This window comes from Kitasatospora sp. NPDC048239, from assembly GCF_043202015.1.
Taxonomy (GTDB): Bacteria; Actinomycetota; Actinomycetes; order Streptomycetales; family Streptomycetaceae; genus Kitasatospora.
Window position 1 is genome coordinate 715358 of record NZ_JBICZP010000002.1, and the last position, 22541, is coordinate 737898.

15 protein-coding genes are annotated in these 22541 nt (G+C 73.3%); 11 read left to right on the top strand and 4 right to left on the bottom strand.

Translation table 11 applies throughout. The features are described 5' to 3' along the window. Positions 1-199: 199 nt before the first annotated feature. From ACGFZP_RS07215 to ACGFZP_RS07245, 7 genes are all read left to right on the top strand, one after another. A complete protein-coding gene (locus ACGFZP_RS07215; RefSeq protein ID WP_392929682.1) occupies positions 200-3124 on the top strand; it encodes a putative bifunctional diguanylate cyclase/phosphodiesterase in 2925 nt (974 codons plus the stop codon). A 314-nt stretch (positions 3125-3438) separates the two neighbouring features. Beyond that, the gene (locus ACGFZP_RS07220) at positions 3439-5292 is read left to right on the top strand and encodes an acetolactate synthase large subunit (protein WP_392929454.1); all 1854 of its coding nucleotides are present in this window, start codon (positions 3439-3441) and stop codon (positions 5290-5292) included. 38 nt (positions 5293-5330) lie between these two features. Beyond that, positions 5331-5855: an acetolactate synthase small subunit gene (ilvN, locus tag ACGFZP_RS07225; RefSeq protein ID WP_344442053.1), complete on the top strand. Its 525-nt coding sequence runs from the start codon at positions 5331-5333 to the stop codon at positions 5853-5855. Between the two features lie 128 nt (positions 5856-5983). Then, complete coding sequence (gene ilvC, locus ACGFZP_RS07230) at positions 5984-6982, top strand: ketol-acid reductoisomerase (RefSeq protein ID WP_392929456.1); 999 nt, start codon at positions 5984-5986, stop codon at positions 6980-6982. Between the two features lie 230 nt (positions 6983-7212). After that, entirely contained in the window at positions 7213-8796 is a 1584-nt protein-coding gene (gene serA, locus ACGFZP_RS07235; RefSeq protein ID WP_392929458.1) for a phosphoglycerate dehydrogenase, read from the top strand. Positions 8797-9138: 342 nt separating this feature from the next. After that, a complete protein-coding gene (locus ACGFZP_RS07240) occupies positions 9139-9300 on the top strand; it encodes a hypothetical protein (RefSeq protein WP_392929460.1) in 162 nt (53 codons plus the stop codon). A gap of 245 nt (positions 9301-9545) precedes the next feature. Then, entirely contained in the window at positions 9546-12902 is a 3357-nt protein-coding gene (locus tag ACGFZP_RS07245; protein WP_392929461.1) for a S8 family serine peptidase, read from the top strand. Positions 12903-12989: 87 nt separating this feature from the next. Here ACGFZP_RS07245 and ACGFZP_RS07250 read toward each other — a convergent pair whose 3' ends face one another. Further along, a complete protein-coding gene (locus tag ACGFZP_RS07250) occupies positions 12990-15482 on the bottom strand; it encodes a YfhO family protein (RefSeq protein WP_392929464.1) in 2493 nt (830 codons plus the stop codon). 153 nt (positions 15483-15635) lie between these two features. Here ACGFZP_RS07250 and ACGFZP_RS07255 point away from each other — a divergent pair, with 153 nt between their 5' ends. From ACGFZP_RS07255 to cimA, 4 genes are all read left to right on the top strand, one after another. Next, positions 15636-16214 carry a Uma2 family endonuclease gene (locus ACGFZP_RS07255; RefSeq protein WP_392929466.1) on the top strand — a complete coding sequence of 193 codons (579 nt, stop codon included), beginning with the start codon at positions 15636-15638 and terminating at the stop codon, positions 16212-16214. Between the two features lie 62 nt (positions 16215-16276). Beyond that, on the top strand, positions 16277-17314 hold the full coding sequence (locus ACGFZP_RS07260) for a 3-isopropylmalate dehydrogenase (protein ID WP_392929468.1): 1038 nt from the start codon (positions 16277-16279) through the stop codon (positions 17312-17314). Between the two features lie 200 nt (positions 17315-17514). Continuing rightward, the gene (locus tag ACGFZP_RS07265) at positions 17515-18627 is read left to right on the top strand and encodes a branched-chain amino acid aminotransferase (protein WP_392929469.1); all 1113 of its coding nucleotides are present in this window, start codon (positions 17515-17517) and stop codon (positions 18625-18627) included. A gap of 350 nt (positions 18628-18977) precedes the next feature. Then, complete coding sequence (gene cimA / locus ACGFZP_RS07270) at positions 18978-20600, top strand: citramalate synthase (RefSeq protein WP_392929471.1); 1623 nt, start codon at positions 18978-18980, stop codon at positions 20598-20600. Between the two features lie 103 nt (positions 20601-20703). Here cimA and ACGFZP_RS07275 read toward each other — a convergent pair whose 3' ends face one another. The 3 genes from ACGFZP_RS07275 to ACGFZP_RS07285 form a co-directional block, all read right to left on the bottom strand. Beyond that, entirely contained in the window at positions 20704-21288 is a 585-nt protein-coding gene (locus ACGFZP_RS07275) for an ATP/GTP-binding protein (RefSeq protein ID WP_387945380.1), read from the bottom strand. Next, positions 21269-21958, bottom strand: coding sequence for a DUF742 domain-containing protein (locus tag ACGFZP_RS07280; protein WP_392929473.1), 690 nt, complete (start codon positions 21956-21958; stop codon positions 21269-21271). Before ACGFZP_RS07280 ends, ACGFZP_RS07275 begins: the two co-directional genes overlap by 20 nt. A 161-nt stretch (positions 21959-22119) precedes the next feature. Beyond that, positions 22120-22533 (bottom strand): roadblock/LC7 domain-containing protein, encoded by a 414-nt coding sequence (locus tag ACGFZP_RS07285; RefSeq protein WP_392929684.1) that lies wholly within the window; start codon positions 22531-22533, stop codon positions 22120-22122. Between the last annotated feature and the right edge of the window lie 8 nt (positions 22534-22541).

The window sequence follows — 22541 nt, forward strand, 5'->3', positions numbered from 1 at the left end:
ACGGGGCGCCAGGTCACCGCGTACGGCCACCTGGTGCGCGGCCGGTGGACCGTGGCCGGGGCGCGAGGTCCCGGGCCGGAGGGGGAGAGGCCGAGTGAGCTCCACCGATGCGGTGCTGCCCGGAGCCGGACGGCCCGGCGTGCCGGAATCCGACGCGTCCACGACCGCCCCGGGCAGCCCGGGCGGCCCGGCCCGCAGGCTGCTGCACAGCCGCGGCCTGCCCGGCGCCGCGCTCGGCGCGCTCTGCCTGACCTACGCGCTGGGCGCGTCCCTGGGCTGGGGGTCTCCCCAACTATCGGTCTTCATGGGCGACTTCGGCCTGGCCGCGGCCGCCCTCGCGGCCGCGCTGTCCTGCCTCGCGTACGGCTGCGCGGTCGGCGGCCACGCCCGCCCCGCCTGGCTGCTGTTCGGCCTCTCCTCGCTGATGGTCTCCTTCGGCAACGGCACCTGGGGCTGGTACGAGCTGGTGGAGGGCACCCCGCTGCCCCAGGACTCGCTCGCCGAGTACGCCTTCCTGCTGTTCGCCCCGCTCGCCATCACCGGCGTCCTGGTGCTCGCCCAGCGCCCGCGCAGCGCGGCCGGCTGGCTCTGCCTGCTGCTCGACGGCTGGCTGGTGGCAGGCTCGCTGTTCACCCTCAGCTGGAGCCTGGCGCTCGGGCGCACCGCCGCCGGCGAGGTCGGCTCCCCGCTGCGCCTCGCCCTCAACCTGGCCTACCCCGTCCTGGACATCCTGCTGGTCAGCCTGGTCGTCGGGCTGCGCTTCGGCGGCCGCGACGGCAACCGGGCGGCGGTGCACACCGCGATGGTGGGCCTGGCCGTCACGGTGCTCTGCGACGCCCTGTTCACCTCGCCCGAGCTGCGGGTCAGCTACCACTCGGGCGAGCTGCTGGACGCCGGCTGGTTCGCCGGCAGCCTGCTGCTGGCCTGGGCGCCGTGGTCGCCGCGCTGGCGCCGCCCGCTGCGCGAGCACCCCTCGGTCGGCGGCCTGCCGCGCCGCCGGGTGGCCACCACCTTCAGCGCGCTCACCCCGTACGCGGCGGCCGCGGTCTGCACCGCCGGGATCCTCTACAACGCCCTCGGCGGACGGCCGTTGGACCGGGTGGTGGCCGCCGCCGCCTGCACCGTCGGCCTCGCGCTGATCCTGCGGCAGGGCGTGATGCTGCTCGACAACCTCTCGCTGGCGCAGGAACTCGCCCACAAGGAGGCGCACTTCCGCTCCCTGGTGCAGGGCTCCAGCGACGTCATCATGATCGCCGGAGCCAACGGCGTGCTCTCCTACGTCTCCCCGGCCGCGCTCGGCGTCTACGGCCGCGACCCGGAGGAGCTGGTCGGCGGTAACCTGCTCGACCTGGTCCACCCCGAGGACGTGGACCGGGTGCTGCTGGAGGTCCGCCGCTTCCTCGCCCGCGGCCGGCGCGCGGCCCACCGCAACCCGGGCGCCGCCGAGCCCTCCGCCCGGGTGGAGTGCCGGATCAGCTCCGGCGGCGGCGAGTGGCTGCACGTCGAGTCCACCGTCAACCGGTACCGCGACGGCCTGATCCTCAACAGCCGGGACGTCACCGAACGCGTGATACTCCAGGCCCAGTTGCAGCACAACGCCTTCCACGACCCGCTGACCGACCTGCCCAACCGGGCGCTGTTCTCCCAGCGGGTGCGGGCCGCGCTCGGCGCCCGCGGCCAGCAGGGCGAGAGCGGCACCGGGGTCGCGGTGCTCTTCCTCGACCTGGACGGCTTCAAGGCCGTCAACGACAGCGCCGGCCACCAGGTCGGCGACGAGCTGCTGGTGCAGGCCGCCCGCCGGCTCCAGGGCGCGGTGCGCTGCGGGGACACCGTCGCCCGCTTCGGCGGCGACGAGTTCGCCGCCCTGGTCTGCGGACCGCTCGGCCGGCTGCAGGTCCAGGAGCTCGCCGAGCGGCTGCGGGTCGCGCTCTCCGAGCCGTACTGGATCGGCGGCGCCGAACTCAGCGTCGCGGCCAGCATCGGCATCGCCTTCGGCACCCCCGAGCGCGGCCCGGCCGCCGACCCGAGGGCCGCCACCGACGAACTGATGCGCAACGCCGACCTCGCGATGTACCGGGCCAAGTCCGAGGGCAAGGGCCGGGTGGTGCTCTACACCCCGGCCATGCGCGCCGACCTGGAGCGCCGCACCGAGCTGGAGGAGCGGCTGCGGGTGGCCGTCCGCGAGGGCGGCTTCACCCTGCTCCACCAGCCGGTGGTGGACCTCGTCAACGGCGCCGTGGCCTCCGTCGAGGCACAGGCCCGCTGGCGCTCCGCGCAGGGCCTGCTGCTCACCCCCGCCGAGTTCCTGCGCTCGGCCGAGTTCGGCGACGCGGCCACCCGGTTCTCCCGCTGGCTGATCCACGAGGCGGTGGCGGCGGCGGTGCTGCGGCGCGCGGCGGCGGGCCGGATCCGCCCGGCGCAGGCGCCCGTCCCGGTCTGCGTCCGGCTCTCCGCCGAGCGGCTCTGCTCGCCCGGCATGTACGAGGCGGTGGTGGCCGCGCTGCGGGACACCGGCCTGCCCGCCACCCAGCTGGTGATCGAGGTGGCCCGGATGGGGCCGGACGCCCTGGCGGACGAGCTCGGCCGCCGGCTGGCGGCCCTGCGCAGGCTCGGCGTCTCCACCGCGCTGGCCGGGTTCGGTGCGGGCAGCGGCTCGCTCGGCGCCCTGGCCAGGCTGCCGTTCGACGGGCTCAAGCTGGACCGCACGCTCGTCCAGGACCTGGGGGAGTCCGCCCTCAGCCGGACCCTCGCCGGGCACGCCCTGCGGCTCGGCCGCGACCTCGGGCTGGTGACCGCCGCCGAGGGGGTGGACCTGCCGCGGCAGGTCTCCGCCCTCCAGGAGCTGGGCTGCCGCCAGGGCCAGGGTTCGGCCTTCGCCCCGCCGCTCGACGAGACCAGGCTGCGCCGCGCCCTGGCCCGCCGGGTCTACCCGCTGCCGAGACCGCCCGGCCCGCTCGCGCCCCGTCGTCCGCACCTCGCCGCCGACACCCGGACGAGTGGCCGGGGGGAGGGCGGGCCGACCCGTGTCGCACATCACCACGGGGCCTCCGACCTGCCCGAACACCGCGCCGTGGCAGGTCCGGGACATGGTCCGCATGGCGAGACTGTCGTCCCACCTGCTTGACAGTCGCCCCCGCACGGGAGGAAGGTCGTTGCCATGCGCACCCGAATTCTCGTACTTGGCGGGCGCGTCGGCTGAGCGGGCCTGAACGTCCCGCTTGTGACAGACCGACGCGCCACCCCTCGCATGCCCTTGGCACGAGGGGTTTTTTGTTGCACTGACGCTGTTCCACCACCGCAAGACCCCTGGCCCCAGCCGCCCTCACCACCCCGATCTCGTGGGAAAAGGGGGACGATTGGGGCAGAGCCGGCGATCGGCCCGAACCGGATAGAACCCTCGCTACCCCGGGCCGGCAGAACCCGAGAAGAGACAGGCAGATGACTGAGCACGCCGCATCCCCCCGCCGCGGGGACACCCCGGCCGCCCACGCTCCCGCTCCCCAGCACGTCGTCGAGACCATGACCGGCGCCCAGTCGCTCATCCGCTCGCTGGAGGCCGTGGGCGCGGACACCGTCTTCGGCATCCCGGGCGGGGCCATCCTTCCCGCGTACGACCCGCTGATGGACTCGACCAAGGTGCGCCACATCCTGGTCCGCCACGAGCAGGGCGCCGGCCACGCCGCCACCGGCTTCGCCCAGGCGACCGGCCGGGTCGGTGTCTGCATGGCCACCTCCGGCCCCGGCGCGACCAACCTGGTGACCCCGATCGCCGACGCCTACATGGACTCCGTCCCGATGGTGGCCATCACCGGCCAGGTCTCCTCCAAGGCGATCGGCACCGACGCCTTCCAGGAGGCGGACATCTGCGGCATCACGATGCCGATCACCAAGCACAACTTCCTGGTGACCGACCCGGCCGAGATCCCCCGGGTGATCGCCGAGGCCTTCCACATCGCCGCCACCGGCCGCCCCGGCCCGGTCCTGGTCGACATCGCCAAGGACGCGCTGCAGGCCACCACCACCTTCCGGTGGCCGGTCGAGACCTCGCTGCCCGGCTACCGCCCGGTCACCAAGCCGCACGCCAAGCAGATCCGCGAGGCAGCGAAGATGCTGGTGGGCGCCAAGCGCCCGGTGCTGTACGTCGGCGGCGGCGTGCTCAAGGCGAACGCCACGGCCGAGCTGCGGATCCTGGCCGAGCTGACCGGCGCCCCGGTGGTCACCACGCTGATGGCGCTCGGCGCCTTCCCCGACAGCCACCCGCAGCACCTGGGCATGCCCGGCATGCACGGCACCGTCCCGGCCGTCACCGCGCTGCAGAAGTCGGACCTGCTGTTCACCCTCGGCGCCCGCTTCGACGACCGCGTCACCGGCAAGCTGGACAGCTTCGCCCCGTACGCCAAGATCGTCCACGCCGACATCGACCCGGCCGAGATCGGCAAGAACCGCCCGGCCGACGTGCCGATCGTCGGTGACGCCCGCGAGGTGCTGGCCGACCTGATCGTCGCCGTCCAGGCCGAGTTCGACGCCGGCCACAAGGGCGACTACACGGACTGGTGGGTCAAGCTCAACGAGTGGAAGAAGACCTACCCGCTGGGCTACGAGCCGGCCCCCGCCGGGCAGCTCTCCCCGCAGCAGGTCATCGAGCGGATCGGCCAGCTGGTCGGCCCGGAGGCGATCTACGCCGCGGGCGTCGGCCAGCACCAGATGTGGAGCTCGCAGTTCATCCAGTTCGAGAAGCCGGCCACCTGGCTGAACTCGGGCGGCGCGGGCACCATGGGCTACGCCGTGCCGGCCGCGATGGGGGCCAAGGCGGGCCGCCCGGAGACGGCGGTCTGGGCGATCGACGGCGACGGCTGCTTCCAGATGACCAACCAGGAACTGGTCACCTGCGCGCTCAACGACATCCCGATCAAGGTCGCCGTCATCAACAACGGTTCGCTGGGCATGGTCCGCCAGTGGCAGACCCTGTTCTACAACCAGCGCTACTCCAACACCGTGCTGCACGCCGGCCCGGGCCACGACGGCATCGAGCCGCCGGCCCAGGGCACCCGGATCCCCGACTTCGTGCTGCTCTCCGAGGCGATGGGCTGCGTCGGCCTGCGCTGCGAGCGCCCGGAGGACCTGGACGCGGTGATCAAGCAGGCGATGGAGATCAACGACCGCCCGGTGGTCATCGACTTCATCGTCCACCAGGACGCCATGGTCTGGCCGATGGTCGCGGCCGGTACCAGTAACGACGAGATCCAGTTCGCCAAGGGCGTCCGGCCCGACTTCGGCGACGACCTCGACTGAAGCCCCCCCTCCAGAACGACCAAGGGAACAGAGACCCCATGTCCAAGCACACCCTCTCCGTCCTGGTCGAGAACAAGCCCGGCGTGCTCGCCCGCATCGCCGCGCTGTTCTCCCGACGGGGCTTCAACATCGACTCCCTCGCGGTCGGCCCGACCGAGCACCCGGACATCTCCCGGATGACCATCGTGGTCAACGTCGAGGACCTCCCGCTGGAGCAGGTCACCAAGCAGCTCAACAAGCTCGTGAACGTGATAAAGATCGTCGAACTCGACCAGTCCGCTGCGATCCAGCGGGAACTGGTCCTGGTGAAGGTCCGGGCGGACAACGAGACCCGGTCCCAGATCGTCGAGATCGTCCAGCTGTTCCGTGCCAAGACCGTCGACGTGTCCCCCGACGCGGTGACCATCGAGGCCACCGGCAGCTCGGACAAGCTGGAGGCCATGCTCCGGATGCTGGAGCCGTACGGCATCAAGGAGCTGGTCCAGTCCGGTCTGGTCGCCATCGGGCGAGGCGCCCGTTCGATCACCGACCGTTCGCTGCGTGCTCTCGACCGCAGCGCGTAGGCGGTGGCGGCGCCGTACGCGGCGCGCCCGTCTCACACCCTGAAGCAACGCCCCACACCCTGCCGGGTGCGCATTACGGTAGGAACCGCAGTACCCGGCAACACCACCACGCAAGGAGATGTGCCCCCGTGGCCGAGCTGTTCTACGAAGACGACGCCGACCTGTCCATCATCCAGGGCCGCAAGGTCGCGGTCATCGGCTACGGCAGCCAGGGCCACGCCCACGCGCTGTCCCTGCGCGACTCGGGCGCGGACGTCCGGGTCGGCCTGAAGGCGGACTCGAAGTCCCGTGCCAAGGCGGAGGAGGCCGGCCTGCGCGTCGTCACCCCGGCCGAGGCCGCGGCCGAGGCCGACGTCATCATGATCCTGGTGCCGGACCCGATCCAGGGCGACGTCTACGAGGAGTCCATCGCGCCGAACCTGAAGGCGGGCGACGCCCTGTTCTTCGGCCACGGCCTGAACATCCGCTTCGGCTTCATCAAGCCGCCGACCGACGTCGACGTCTGCATGGTCGCCCCGAAGGGCCCGGGCCACCTCGTCCGCCGCCAGTACGAGGAGGGCCGCGGCGTCCCCGCGATCGTCGCCGTCGAGCAGGACGCCTCCGGCAAGGCCCTGGAGCTGGCGCTGTCCTACGCCAAGGGCATCGGCGCCACCAAGGCCGGCGTCATCAAGACCACCTTCACCGAGGAGACCGAGACCGACCTGTTCGGTGAGCAGGCCGTCCTCTGCGGTGGCACCGCCGCCCTGGTGAAGGCCGGGTTCGAGACCCTGGTCGAGGCCGGCTACCAGCCGGAGATCGCCTACTTCGAGTGCCTGCACGAGCTGAAGCTCATCGTCGACCTGATGTACGAGGGCGGCCTGGAGAAGATGCGCTGGTCGGTCTCCGAGACCGCCGAGTGGGGCGACTACGTCACCGGCCCCCGCATCATCACCGACGCCACCAAGGCCGAGATGAGGAAGGTCCTCGCCGAGATCCAGGACGGCACCTTCGCCAACACCTGGATCGCCGAGTACAAGGCGGGCCTGCCCAAGTACAACGAGTACAAGAAGGCCGACGAGGACCACCTGCTGGAGACCACCGGCAAGAAGCTGCGCAAGCTGATGAGCTGGGTCAAGGAAGAGGCCTGAGCCTCTCCGGGACCTCGCCCCAGGGCGTAACTCCCTTGTACAACTAGGCTGCTCCCGTCCGGGTGATTTCGCCGGACGGGAGCAGCCTGGCACCCAGCCCGTCGATACACTTCCGAGTGCGCGTCAGGCCCACAGCGTCGTGCGTCTACCTACGCGGCATGCCACCTTCCCCCCGCTTTCCACGCCACCTACGTGCCGGGGAGAACCGGACAGTTAAGGACAACACTGTCGTGAGCAAATCCGTCGTTCTGATCGCCGAAGAGCTGTCGCCCGCCACCGTCGACGCCCTCGGGCCCGACTTCGAGATCCGCCACTGCAACGGTGCGGACCGCACCGAGCTGCTGACCGCGATCGCCGATGTGGACGCCATCCTGATCCGCTCCGCCACCAAGGTGGACGCGGAGGCGCTGGCCGCCGCCCGCAAGCTCAAGGTGGTCGCCCGGGCCGGTGTCGGCCTGGACAACGTGGACGTCTCCGCCGCCACCAAGGCCGGCGTGATGGTCGTCAACGCGCCGACCTCCAACATCGTCACCGCCGCCGAGCTGGCCTGCGGCCTGCTGATCTCGGTGGCCCGCAACATCGCGCCGGCCAACGCCGCCCTCAAGCAGGGCGAGTGGAAGCGCAACAAGTACACCGGCGTCGAGCTGAGCGAGAAGGTCCTCGGCGTCGTCGGCCTCGGCCGGATCGGCGTGCTGGTCGCCCAGCGGATGTCCGCGTTCGGCATGAAGATCGTCGCGTACGACCCCTACATCCAGGCCGCCCGGGCCGCCCAGATGGGCGTCAAGCTGGTCTCGCTGGAGGAGCTGCTGGAGGTCTCGGACTTCATCACCGTCCACCTCCCGAAGACCCCGGAGACCATCGGCCTGATCGGCGACGAGGCGCTGCACAAGGTCAAGCCGACCGTCCGCATCGTCAACGCCGCGCGCGGCGGCATCGTGGACGAGGCGGCACTCGCCAGCGCCCTGCGCGACGGCCGGGTGGCCGGCGCGGGCCTGGACGTGTACGCCAAGGAGCCGTGCACCGACTCCCCGCTCTTCGCCTTCGACAACGTGGTCGCCACCCCGCACCTGGGCGCCTCCACCGACGAGGCGCAGGAGAAGGCCGGTATCGCGGTCGCCAGGTCGGTCCGCCTGGCGCTGGCCGGCGAGCTGGTACCGGACGCGGTCAACGTCCAGGGCGGCGTGATCGCCGAGGACGTGCGCCCCGGTCTGCCGCTGGCCGAGAAGCTCGGCCGGATCTTCACCGCGCTGGCCGGCGAGGTGGCCGTCCGGCTCGACGTCGAGGTCCGCGGCGAGATCACCCAGCACGACGTCAAGGTGCTCGAACTGTCGGCCCTCAAGGGCGTGTTCGAGGATGTGGTGGCCGAGACGGTGTCCTACGTCAACGCCCCGCTGTTCGCCCAGGAGCGCGGTGTCGAGGTGCGTCTGACCACCTCCAGCGAGAGCCTTGAGCACCGCAACGTGATCACCGTGCGCGGCACCCTGGCCGACGGCAGCGAGATCGCCATCTCCGGCACGCTGGCCGGCCCGAAGCAGACCCAGAAGATCGTCGGCGTGGACGCCTTCGACGTCGACGTGGCGCTGACGAACCACATGGCGTTCTTCAAGTACGAGGACCGCCCGGGCGTGGTCGGCGTGCTCGGCCGCCACCTCGGCGACGCCGGCATCAACATCGCCGGCATGCAGGTGGCCCGGGACGGCAGCGGTGCGCTCGCCTCCCTCACCGTGGACACCCAGATCCCGCAGGACGTGCTGAACGCGATCGCCGCCGAGATCGGCGCCCGCTTCGCCCGCTCGGTCGACCTGGGCGCCTGAGCCCCGCAGGGCGCCTCCGACGCGCCCGGGGCCCGGTCCGACGACCCGGCCCGGCCCACCCGACAGGGCCCGGACCACCGACTCCCGGTGGTCCGGGCCCTGCCGTGTTCGAGGCCTGTTCGGCACTCCGGGTGACACCCGTCTCAGATACTAGGAAATCCAAGTATTCGTGCAGACAGGGCAATCCAGGAGTCGTACCGTGGAAGGGCCATACGGTGTGCCGCCCCTGTAGCCAGGGTGTGCGGCCCGTGTGCGTCCGTACGCGTCGAGGGCAGGCGATCCCCGCCCCGTGTACCCCTCCCCACCCTCTTCGCGCCTGCGCGCTGCCCCAAGGAGCCCGGTATGCCCCCCACCGCAGACCGTCACGCCACTCCCGCCCCCGCTGCCACCCCCGCCCGCGGCCCGCGCCGCCGCCGTGCGGCCGAGCGGAGCCCCTTCGCGGCCGCCGCCCTGCAGCGCGCGCTGGACCGCCGTGACAACGGCGGCGTCACCGGCCACCACTGATGGTCGCCCCCGTCCTCCTGAGGGTCCGCTACCGGGCGGTGGCGTTCATCCTCCGAATGAGCCGTCCGGCCTGACGCCTGGTCACTCCGGAGAGTGCAAGTAGCCCCCGTTCGAGGGAAGTTGCTCGCGCTGTCCGGCGCGATCATCCTAATTTGGGGCCCCCGGAAGGGTGATCGACGGCCGCACGGGCGGGCGTCAGCGGCACGGCGTGCGGATCAGTCCCCCTTACCGGGGGAGAGGGCCCAGTGCGTCAGCCACCCGTCCGTCGTCCGATCGCCCGGATCGGCCTCACCCTGGCTCTGCTGGCCGGACCGGTCGCGCTAGCCGCCGCCCCCGCGGCCGGCAGTCCACCGACGTCGGCGCCCGGCCGCGAGGCCTCCGTCCTGCTGGAGCTCGGCACCGAGGCGGCCGGCCCCGCCTGGCGGCGGGCCGCCGCCGAGGCCCGGCGGGCCCAGCGCTCCCCGGAGGCCGTCCGCCGCGAGGCCGCCCGGGCCGGCGCCGACCAGCGGGCCCTCGGGTCCGGCGCGCTCGACCGGCTGGCCGAGGCCGTGCACGGCGCCGCGCCCACCGCCCGGGAGCTCTACCGGACCCGCACCCTGCTCACCGGCCTCGCCGTCACCGTGCCCGCCGACCGGCTGCCCGCCCTGCGCGCGCTGCCCGGTGTCCGGGCCGTCCACCCGATCGTCCGCAAGCAGCGGGACAACGCCTACTCCGTCCCGCTCACCGGCGCCCCGCAGGTCTGGGCCGGAACGTCCGGCGACGGCGGCGGCGGCACCACCGGGCAGGGCGTGCGGATCGGCATCATCGACAGCGGCATCGACTACACCCACGCGGACTTCGGCGGCCCCGGCACCGAGGAGGCGTTCAGGGCGGTGGACGGGGCCAAGCCCGCGCCCGCCGGCCTCTTCCCGAACGCCAAGGTCGTCGGCGGCCGCGATCTGGTCGGCGACGACTACAACCCGGACCCGTCCGCCCCGCACCACCAGCCCGTGCCGCACCCCGACGACAACCCGATCGACTGCGCGGTCAACGGCCACGGCACCCACGTGGCCGGCAGCGCGGCCGGCCTCGGGGTCACGGCCGACGGCCGTCCCTACACCGGCCCCTACCGGCCGGGCCTCGACCCGGCCGGCTTCCTGATCGGCCCCGGCGCCGCGCCCGGCGCCCAGCTGTACGGGATCCGGGTGTTCGGCTGCGAGGGCGCCACCGACCAGCTCGCCCAGGCCCTCGACGTGGCCGCCGACCCCGACGGCGACGGCGACCTCGGCGACCGCCTCGACATCGTCAACCTCTCGCTCGGCAGCCGCTTCGGCGCCACCGACGACGCCGACGCGATCGCCGTCGACCACCTCTCCGAACTCGGCACCGTGGTGGTCGCCGCGGCCGGCAACGAGGGCGACGTGTACGGCATCGGCGGCAGCCCCGGCACCGCCGCCCGGGCGATCGCCGTCGCCGCCTCCGTCGACCCGCACAGCGACGCCGACGGCATCCGGGTGCTCGCCCCCGAGCCGCTCGCCGCCGTCGTCCCCGCCCACTGGAGCGCCCGCTACCAGGGCTGGGCCACCGGCGACGTGGTCGGCGAACTCGCCCTGCCGGTCGACCAGGCGGACGGCTGCACGGCCTTCACCGAGGCCGACCGGGCCCGGCTGACCGGGAGGATCGCCGTCCTGGCCTGGCGCACCCGGGAGTCCGAGCGGGCCTGCGGCTCCGGCCCGCGCGCCGACCACGTCGCCGACACGGGGGCGATCGGCGCCCTGCTCGCCGCCGACGACGACCACCTCGCCGAGATCTCCGGCAACGACCGCGTCCCGCTCGCCCTGCTCGCCCGCGAGGACGGCGAGCGGCTGCGGCGGGGCGCGGCGGCCGGCCCGGTACAGGTCCGGCTCGCCGCCCCCGGCAACCCGCTGCACGGCGTGGTGTCCCAGGACCAGCCCGCCCGGGCCGACACCCTCACCGACTTCACCTCGCGCGGCATCGGCGTGCCCGGCGTGGTCAAGCCGGACCTCGCCGCCCCCGGCGAGACCATCTGGTCCGCCAAGGCCGGCAGCGGCAGCGCCGGCCAGCGCGAGGACGGCACCTCGATGGCCACCCCGCACGTGGTCGGCCTCGCCGCACTCGTCCGCGCCGCCCACCGCGACTGGACGGTCGAGCAGGTCAAGGCGGCGCTGATGAACACCGCGGGGGACACCTGGCTCGGCGACGGGCACGGCGGCCCGGTCTACGGGCCGGAGCGCACCGGTGCCGGCCGGGCCCAGGCGGACCGCGCCGTGCGCACCCCCGCCGTCGCGTACGCGGCCGGGGCGGGTGCGGTCGAGGGCGCGGTCGGGGTCTCCTTCGGCCCGGTCGAGGTGGGCGGGCCGTTCACCGCGACCCGGGAGGTCGAGGTGCGGAACCTGTCCGGCACCGACCTGAGCTACCGCACCGGCTACCAGGCGGCCACCGAACTCCCCGGCGCCGGCTTCCGGGTGACGCCCGACCGGGTCGAGGTGCCGGCCGGCGGCGCCGTGCGGGTGCAGGTCACCCTGGCCGTGCCCGGGCAGCTCGGCCGCGCCCCCGACCCGACCATCGACACCCGGCAGGGGGGCCGGGCCCGCAGCTACCGCGGCGAGCTCTCCGGACGGCTGCTGCTCACCCCAGCCGAGGACAGCGCGCTGCCCGAGCTGAAGGTCCCGGTGTTCGCCGCCCCGCGCCCGGCCTCCGACCTGAGCGCGGGCGTCCGGGCCCGGACCCCGCAGGCGGGCGCGCTGGTCGTACTCGACGGCTCCGCCGCGCCCGGGGACGATCCGGGCCTGGTCAGCGCCTTCGCGCTCGGCGGGGAGGGCGCCCGCTGGGACGACTGCCCGCCCAACAGCGGCGCCGCGGCCGGCCCGGGCGCGGGCATCCTGCCGGAGGACGCCACCGAGCCGCAGGCCCCGCAGGACGTCTGCGTGGAACGCCCCGGCGACCGGGCCGCCAATCTGCGGGCCGCCGGTGCGGCCTCCGACGCACCCGCCGTCGCCGAGGGCGAGGGCGTGCTCTACCTCGCCGCCCAGGTGTGGGCGCCCGCCGCCACCCCGGTCGGCCTGTTCGCCGTCCGGGCCTCGCTGGACACCGACGGGGACGGCGTCACCGACGTCTTCGTCAAGGCGGACCGCCAGCGCGGCAGCGATGTCCTGGTGGCGCGGACGGTGGACGCCCGGACCGGCGCCGAGCTGGACGTCCAGCCGCTCAACGCGCGCTGGGGCGACACCGACACCGCCCTGCTGGACAGCGAGGTGCTGGTCCTGCCGGTGCGGCTGAGCGCCCTGCCGGGGGTGACGGCCGGCCACAGCACCGTCCGCTACGGCCTCTGGACGGGCATCGCGACCGCCGGCAAGCCGGACCCCGCCGAGGCGTTCTCCGCCATCGGCCTGCGCGGCACCCGGCCCACCCTCGCCATCGACGTCCTGCACCCGGCACTGGACGTCCGGGCGACCCCCGGGGGCCCCGCCGCCATCGCGGCCCCCGCCCAGCCGGGCACCGCGCTGGACGTCCGCAGGGCCGCCGGCGACACCGCCCGGCTGCTGCTCCTGCACCACCTGAACCCGGGCGACCGGCGCGCCCAGATCGTCACGCTGCCCTGACGGGACCGCCGAGGGGCCGCCGGCCGGAGCAGCACTCCGGTCGGCGGCCCTGCGTCTTGGCCCTGCGTATCCCGGTGTCTCGATGCCTCAGTGCCCCCGGGCCGCCGCGCGGCGGGCCGAGCGGGGCCGCCGGGTCGGGCGGTGGCGCAGGCGGCCGAAGACGACCACGAGGACGGTGGTGGCGGCGGCCGCCAGGGCGAGGGTCAGGCCCTCGGTGAGACCGGGCGGGCGGAACGAGCAGCTGACCCGGTCCACGTCGGCGCCGAGCGGGACGCCGATCATGCCCAGCACCGACTGCGGCACCACCGCCGGGCCGCCGCCGGCCGAACAGGTCCAGCCCGCGGTGGCGGGGGCCGAGATCAGCGCCGTGCCCGTGCTTCCCGGCGGCAGGTCGGCGGTGAGGGAGTGCCCGCCGGCCGTGACCCGGGTGGCCCCGGTCGCGGCGAGCCGGGCGAGCTCCGCGGCCAGGGCGCCCGGCCGCAGGCAGCCGATCGGCCGGGCCGGCACCTGGGTGGCGGCGTCCGCCCGCAGGACCACCCGGACCTGGCCGTCGGCCGGCACCGGTCCCAGCAGGTGGATCGGGACCGCCGTGGTGGGCTGCACGCCGTCGCTGCGGTAGCCGGTGCCCTCGCCGGGGACGCCCACGGTGCCGTTGAACCAGACCCCGTGGAAGTAGGCGGTGCCGCCCGGGCTGCAGGCCGCCGTGAACACGGTGCCCGCCGCCCCCGCCGGGGTGGCCGGGACGGACCAGCCGCTGCTGCCGTGCAGCGTCGGCAGCGGGTCGCCGCCCGGCGCGGGCTCGGGGACGTCGTAGACCCTGCCGCCGAGCAGTGACTCCTGCCGCGCCCAGACCGAGGAGGTGTCCGTGGTGGCACCGGGCGCCAGCACGGTCACCAGCGGCGGGTTGCCGGCGGTCCGGCCGGGCGTGAAGCCGTCCGGCGGCGGCCCGTCGTCCAGATACGTCCGGACGGCGAACAGCGCCCGCCCGACCGGGTCGGTGACGCTCTCGGTCTGCCGCCCGCCGGCCGTCCAGCCCGCGCCGAGGTCGTGCAGCAGCAGCGCGGTGACGGTGGGCAGGTAGCCGCTGGAGTATCCGCCGCCCTGGCCGCCGAGCAGCATCGGGTCGTTCGGGGTGAAGGCGTGCGGGCCCGGGTCGGCCCGGTCCTGCGGCCAGTCGGCGGCCTGCCGCAGCGTGGCGTGGGCGGCCCGGACGGCCGGCCCGGAGGCGGTGCCGGGGGAGGGGGCGCCCATCGCCGCGTACGCCGACCAGACCGCGCCGCCGAACACCGCGCAGCCCAGCACCAGGGTGGCGGCGGCCCCCGCCCGCCGGTCGGTGTGCCGGTGGTCCAGCGTCCACAGCGCGGCGAGCAGCACGGCGCCGCCGACCGCCAGCAGTACCCAGGTTGAGGCGTGGACGGCCGGCCGGCCCGCGGCGAGGCCCGCCACCAGCAGCACCACGCCCGCGCCGCCGGCCAGCGTGAGCGGGTCGGGCCGGTGCGCCAGCGAGACCCAGCCGGCCAGCACCAGCAGGCCGCTGAGGGCGAACGCCACCCGGTAGGGGCCGCCGGCCGGGATCGCCAGGCCGTGCCAGACCAGCACGGTCGGGGTCCAGACGAAGCTCAACACCACCAGGACCAGCAGCCCGCCCCAGGCGAGCCGCTCGCGCACCCGCACCCGCCGGTTGAACGGCAGCCCGGCCACCAGCAGCAGGCCGAGCAGGCCCACCGAGACGTCCGGCAGGAGCCGGCCGGTGTGGGTGCCGGGCAGCAGCTGCGCCAGGTGCTCGCCGAGCCCGGACGGGCCGAACGGGTACAGCGGGGACTCCGGCTGGGCGCCCTGCGCGGCCCGGATGCCGACGAACAGCACCGGCCCGGCGAGTCCGACCCCGACGGCGGCCATGGTCACCGCCCGTCCGGTCACCCGGACCAGCTGTCGGAACGGCCGCCGCGCGGCCGCCAGCCGCACGGCCAGCACCAGGCCGGCCGTGATGGTGGCCATCGCGGCGGTGTACAGGTTGCCGGCCCAAGCGAGGGTCACGCACAGCGCGCCGGCCACCCAGCGGCGCTCGTGCAGGCACCAGTCGGCGGCCAGGCAGAGCAGTGGCAGTGAGACCAGCCCCCAGAGCCACATCGGCGCGGCGCCGCCGTTGTCCGGCACCCAGGCGCAGAGCCCGTAGCCGACCGCCGTCACCGCCCGCAGCCAGTGCGGCCCGGCGTGCAGCCGGCCCAGTGCGTGCGCCATCAGGCCGGTGCCGAGCCCGATGCTGAACAGCGCGACCAGGAAGACCGCGAGCTGCCCCTGGGAACGCGGCAGCAGCAGCGTCAACCAGGAGAACGGGTTCATCAGGAAGGCGAAGAAGTCCGCCAGGAACGGCGCCCCGTAGCCGCTGTTCCAGTTGAACAGCAGATCCCCGGTCGAACTCCCGTGCGCGAGGTCCCACAGCTGGGCGTGGAACGGCACCGCGGTCTGCGCCGCCCCGGGCGGCCAGGCCCCGCGCAGCCCGGCGGCAAGGGTGTACCCGGCCATGGCCAGTCCAGCGGCGACCGCGCAGACCCGTGCCTCCCGCCAGCGCGCCTCCATGGTGATCTGCCCCCTTCTGCGAGGAATGCCGGACCGGATGCCCGTGAGCATAAGCGCGCCCCCGGCGCGGGCGGCGGCGTACGCGCTCCCTCGTGGGAGGGACGTGCGGAAGAACCCCGCCGAGTAGCCTGAGAACGCCGTCAGGATGCCCGCATGGGAGGAATCATGACCATCGAGCCGTACCCGGCCTGGATCCGTCCCCCGGCCGAGGGGTACACCGCCGAGGACCTCGACCGGCTGCCGGATCTCCCGCCGCACACCGAGCTGCTCGACGGGAGCCTGATCTTCGTGAGTCCGCAGACGCGATTCCACATGCGCACCCTCCGCCGGCTGGAACAGGCATTGGATGCCGCGGTTCCGGAGGGGTGGGAGGTCTGGCGGGAGATGACGGTCAGGCTGAACCTGCGGAACCGCCCCGAGCCCGACCTGCTCGTGGTCGACGAACGCGCCGGCGTCGACTTCACGCGGACGTCCTGCGAGGCCGAGGACGTGCTGCTCGCCGTCGAGGTCGTCTCCGAGGAGTCCCGGGAGCGCGACCGCCAGGTCAAGCCGCGCAAGTACGCCGCGGCCGGCATCCGCCACTTCTGGCGCGTCGAGAGCGACGACGAGGGGCGTCCGGTCGTCCACACCTACGAGCTCGACCCGGCCACCATGTCCTACGGCCTGACCGGGATCCACCACAAGCAGCTGAAGGTCGACCGCCCGTTCGAGGTCGAGGTCGATCTGGACTGATCACCCGTCCGGATAGTGGACGTCAGGTGTCAGCCCCTGGGACGCCGGAGTAGGGTCCGACCATGTCTCGCACCATTCGTCTCGCAGTTGTCCCCGGCGACGGCATCGGCCAGGAAGTGGTGGCCGAAGGCCTCAAGGTCCTGGGCGCCGCGCTGCCCGCCGACGTGAAGCTGGAGACCACCGAGTACGACCTCGGCGCCCGGCGCTACCACCGGACCGGTGAGACGCTGCCGGACAGCGTGCTCGAGGAGCTGAAGACCCACGACGCGATCCTGCTCGGCGCCATCGGCGACCCGAGCGTGCCGTCGGGCGTCCTGGAGCGCGGGCTGCTGCTGAAGCTGCGCTTCGCCTTCGACCACCACATCAACCTGCGCCCGGGCCGCCTCTTCCCCGGCGTGAAGTCCCCGCTGGCGGGTGACCCGCAGATCGACTTCGTGGTCGTCCGCGAGGGCACCGAGGGCCCGTACGTCGGCAACGGCGGCTCGCTGCGCACCGGCACCGAGCACGAGGTGGCCACCGAGGTCAGCCTCAACACCGCGTACGGCATCGAGCGGGTCGTCCGGGACGCCTACGGCCGCGCCCAGGCCCGCCCGCGCAAGAAGCTCACCCTCGTCCACAAGAACAACGTGCTGGTGCACGCCGGCCACCTGTGGACCCGGATCTTCGAGCAGGTCGGCCGGGAGTTCCCCGAGGTCACCACCGACTACCTGCACGTCGACGCGGCGACGATCTTCTTCGTCACCCAGCCCGAGCGGTTCGACGTGATCGTCACGGACAACCTGTTCGGCGACATCCTGACCGACCTGGCCGCCGCCGTCACCGGCGGGATCGGCCTGGCCGCCAGCGGCAACATCAACCCGAGCGGCGCCTTCCCGTCGATGTTCGAGCCCGTGCACGGCTCGGCGCCCGACATCGCGGGCCAGGGCAAGGCCGACCCGACCGCCACCGTGCTGTCGGTCGCCATGCTGCTGGAGCACCTCGGCTACGCCGCCGAGGCCGCCGTGGTCGAGGCCGCGGTCGCCGCGGACCTGGCCGAGCGCACCGGCACCCGTACGACGTCCCAGGTCGGCGACGCGCTCGCCGCCCGGGTATCCGGCTGACGGCCGGGAACAGCTGTTCCGGCCGTCAGGGCCGGACCGCATAACCGCAGCTTGCAGCTCCCCAAGGAGCCGGCAACTGTTCGGCACGGCCCTCTGGATGCGAGTATCGACAGTGGGCCGTGCCGTCGTGCGTTCGTTCGCCGAAACGAATCTCCGACGGAGGCGGCCCGGACCAACCCCACGGTGAAGGACACACAGCCATGAGCACGCCCACCCAGGCGCCCATCCCGTTCGACCTCAAGCCCTCCGCCCACCCGCTGTCCGACGCGGAGCGCGAGGCCCGGCTGGCCAACCCCGGCTTCGGGCGGATCTTCACCGACCACATGGTCACCATCCGCTGGACCGAGGGCCTGGGCTGGCACGACGCCCAGCTCACGCCGTACGCGCCGCTGGAGATCGACCCGGCGAACATGACCCTGCACTACGGGCAGTCGATCTTCGAGGGCCTCAAGGCCTACCGTCAGACCGACGGCTCGATCGCGACCTTCCGCCCGGAGGCCAACGCCGCCCGCTTCCAGGCCTCCGCCCGCCGCCTGGCGATGCCCGAGCTGCCGGTCGAGACCTTCGTCGAGGCGGTCGAGCTGCTCGTCCAGCAGGAGCAGAACTGGGTGCCGAACGAGCCCGAGCAGAGCCTGTACCTGCGGCCGTTCATGTTCGCCACCGAGGTCGGCCTGGGTGTCCGCCCCGCCAACTCCTACATCTTCATGATCATCGCCTCCCCGGCCGGCGCCTACTTCCCCGGTGGCGTCAAGCCGGTCTCGGTCTGGCTCTCCGAGGACTACGTCCGCGCCGCGCCCGGCGGCACCGGCGCCGCCAAGTGCGCCGGCAACTACGCGGCCTCGCTGGTCGCCCAGGCCGAGGCCGCCGCCAAGGGCTGCGACCAGGTCGTCTGGCTCGACGCCGCCGAGCACCGGTGGATCGAGGAGATGGGCGGCATGAACCTGTACTTCGTCTTCGGCGAGGGCAAGGACGCGAAGATCGTCACCCCGGAGCTGTCCGGCGCGCTGCTGCCCGGCATCACCCGCGACTCGCTGCTCCAGCTCGCCTCCGACCTCGGCTACGCCGTCGAGGAGCGGAAGATCTCCACCGAGGAGTGGAAGCAGGGCAACGCCGACGGCACCCTGACCGAGGTCTTCGCCTGCGGCACCGCCGCCGTGATCACCCCGGTCGGCTCGGTCAAGTCCCGCGGCGGCGACTGGACGGTCGGCGCCGGCGAGCCCGGCCCGACCACCATGGAGCTGCGCAGTGCGCTGCTGGCCATCCAGGGCGGCCAGGCCCCCGACACCCACGGCTGGCTGCACAAGATCGTCTGACCCGGAGCCCCGCGCCCGGCCTGACCGTTTCGGATGCCGAGACGGTCGGGCCGGATGCCGGATGGATGTGCCAGACTCCGAGCGTGTCCTCGCTTTCGCTGATTATTAGCAGCAGGCGCGCCGGTCCGCAGTGACCGCTCCCGCACGACCCGATGCGGAGCGACCACCAGCGTCCAGACCCGCGCGCAGACCTCTCGCACCCGCGAGGGGTCTTTTGTTTTGTCCCGGACCGGCCGACGTCCCCACAAGGGACCGACAGACACCGGGAAGCGCGCGGGATGCTGGACAGTGGAGCCGGATCCCATACCGGCAGAGCAGTACCCGCCTCCCCGAACGGAGAACCCAGGGCCATGACCGAGGCCAGTAGCCCCACCGACGACAGCTTCCACGTCTTCGACACCACCCTGCGTGACGGCGCGCAGCGCGAGGGCATCAACCTCACGGTGGCCGACAAGCTGGCCATCGCCCGGCACCTGGACGACTTCGGGGTCGGCTTCATCGAGGGCGGCTGGCCCGGCGCCAACCCGCGCGACACCGAGTTCTTTGCCCGGGCCGCCGCCGAGCTGGACCTCAAGAACGCCCGGCTGGTCGCGTTCGGCGCCACCCGCCGGGCCGGCGGCAACGCGGCCGAGGACCCGCAGCTGGCCGCCCTGGTCACCTCCGGCGCCCCCGTCATCACCCTGGTCGCCAAGTCCCACGACCGGCACGTCGAGCTGGCGCTGCGCACCACCCTCGACGAGAACCTGGAGATGGTCCGGGACAGCGTCGCCTACCTGCGCTCCCAGGGCCGCCGGGTCTTCATCGACTGCGAGCACTTCTTCGACGGGTACAAGGCCAACCGCGGCTACGCCCTCGCGGTGGTCCGCGCCGCGCACGAGGCCGGCGCCGACGTCGTCGTGCTCTGCGACACCAACGGCGGGATGCTCCCGGCCGGGGTGCACGAGATCGTCGCCGACGTGCTCCGGGACTGCCACACGTACAAGCCGGGCGCCCGGCTCGGCATCCACGCCCAGGACGACACCGGCTGCGCGGTGGCCAACACCCTGGCCGCGGTGGACGCCGGCGCCACCCACGTCCAGTGCACCGCCAACGGCTACGGCGAGCGGGTCGGCAACGCCAACCTGTTCCCGGTGGTCGGCGCGCTGGAGATCAAGTACGGCCGGACCGTCCTGCCCGAGGGCAGGCTCGCCGAGATGACCCGGATCTCGCACGCCATCGCCGAGCTGGTCAACCTGGCCCCCTCCACCCACCAGCCGTACGTCGGCTACTCGGCCTTCGCGCACAAGGCCGGCCTGCACGCCTCCGCGATCAAGGTCGACCCGAACCTGTACCAGCACATCGACCCCGAGGTGGTCGGAAACACCATGCGGATGCTGGTCTCCGACATGGCCGGCCGCGCCTCGGTCGAGCTCAAGGGCAAGGAGCTCGGCTACGACCTCTCCACCGACCGCGACCTGGCCGGCCGGGTGGTCGCCCGGGTCAAGGCGCAGGAGAACCTCGGCTACACCTACGAGTCCGCCGACGCCTCCTTCGAACTGCTGCTCCGCGACGAGGTGCGCGGCGAACGCGAGCGGTTCTTCACCCTGGAGTCCTGGCGGACCATCAGCGAGCAGGGCCCGGACGGCAATCCGGGCAACGAGGCGACGGTGAAGCTCTGGGCCAAGGGCGAGCGGAAGATCGCCACCGGTGAGGGCAACGGCCCGGTGGACGCGCTGGACAGGGCGCTGCGCACCGCGCTGGAGCGGATCTACCCGCAGCTGGCCAAGCTGGAGCTGGTGGACTACAAGGTCCGCATCCTGGAGGGCGAGCACGGCACCGGGTCCAAGACCAGGGTGCTGATCGAGTCCACCGACGGCTCCGCGGCCTGGTCCACGGTCGGGGTGGCCGACAACGTCATCGCGGCCTCCTGGCTGGCCCTGGACGACGCCTACACCTACGGGCTGATCCGGGCGGGGCTGGAGCCCGGGGAGTAGCCCGCGGACGGCCGGTACGGCCCACGGACCCCCGCAGGGGCCGTGGGCCGTACCGTTTCGGCGCGGTCCGGTGTGGCGCGCGCCCGTTCGTCCGGTTCTCCGGTCAGCGGAGGCGGGCGAGGAGGGCGTGTTCGACGAGGGTGATGAGGGCGCTCTTGGCGGAGTCGCGTCGTCGGGCGTCGAGGGTGATGACGGGGGTGTCGGGTCCGAGTTGGAGTGCTTCGCGGACTTCGTCGGGGGTGTGGGGCTGGTGTCCGTCGAAGCCGTTGAGGGCGACGACGAAGGGCAGGCCGCTGTTCTCGAAGTAGTCGAGGGCGGGGAAGCAGTCGGCGAGGCGGCGGGTGTCGACGAGGACGACGGCTCCGATGGCGCCTCGGACGAGGTCGTCCCACATGAACCAGAAGCGGTCCTGTCCGGGGGTGCCGAAGAGGTAGAGGATGAGGTCTTCGTCGAGGGTGATGCGGCCGAAGTCCATGGCGACGGTGGTGGTCGTCTTGCCGGAGACGTGGCTGAGGTCGTCGATGCCGGCGGACGCGGAGGTCATGACGGCTTCGGTGCGCAGCGGGTTGATCTCGGAGACGGCGCCGACGAGCGTGGTCTTGCCGACACCGAAGCCGCCCGCGACGACGATCTTCGCGGAGGTGGTGGCGCGGGTGGGGGCGGCCGCGTTAGAGCTTGCGAAGTCCACTGAGGACCCTTTCGAGCAGCGTGACGTCGGGCTGGTTTCCGGATTCGCCGCCGGAAGCGGGCTGGTGGATGGCGACCAGGCCGGCCTCGGCCAGGTCGGCCACGAGGATGCGGGCCACCCCCAGGGGAATGGAGAGCAGCGCCGAGACCTCGGCGACGGACTTGACCTCCGTGCACAGGGTGCAGATCCGCTGGTGCTCGGGGAGCAGGGTGGCCAGGCGCTGCGGGTCGACGTCGGCGGAGACGAGTGCCTCCAGCGCCAACTCGTAGCGCGGCCGGGTGCGTCCGCCGGTCATCGCGAAGGGCCGGATCAGCGGGCCCGAGTCCTCCTCGTCCTCGTACTCCTCGACGTGCCCGGGCTGCTGGGCGGGCGCGTAGCCGGGCCCGTGGCCGGGGACGGTCCGGCCGGGCATCGGGTAGCCGGCCGGGGGAGCGTCGAACGAGGGCTGCTGCGGGGCGTACTGGCCGTAGTGGTCCTGCTGCGGGTACTGCTGGCCGTACTGCTGCTGCTGACCGTACTGCGGGGCGTTCTGCTGGCCGTTCTGGTGGCCGTTCTGCGGCCGGCCGTACTGCTGACCGTGGCCGACGACGCCGGGTGCTCCGAAGGCGTCATGGCCTGTGCCAGGGTACGGAACGCCGTATTGGCCGCTGCGGTCGTCGGGCGGTGTCACGGTTCCTCTCCTCACAGGGTGCGGCGGTGCGGTGCGAGCTCGGGCACAGGTCCCCAGCCGGTGGTGCGAAGGCCGTACAACGTCCGAACCCGAGCCCGCCGAAGCGGGCCCGGGACGGGCGTGGAGGTGCTTCGAATACCAGGACGGTATCCGACGAACCGTCAGTGCAGCAGACTGCCCTGGAGTTCTGCGCGAAGCGCGGGGGTCAGGACGGCGCCGGCCCGGTCGACGAGCAGTGCCATCTCGTAGCCGACGAGGCCGATGTCGGAGTCCGGGGACGCCAGCACGGCGAGGGCGGAGCCGTCGCTGACGGCCATCAGGAACAGGAAGCCGCGCTCCATCTCGACGACGGTCTGGTTGACGTCACCGCCCTCGAAGATCCGGCTGGCGCCGGACGTGAGGGAGGTGAGGCCGGAGGCGACGGCGGCGAGCTGGTCGGCGCGGTCCCTGGGGAAACCCTCCGACATGCACAGCAGGAGGCCGTCGGCGGAGACCACCACCGTGTGCGACACCCCGGGGGTGTTGTCCACGAAATTGGTGATCAGCCAGTTCAGGTTCTGTGCGGCCTGGCTCATCTGACTCA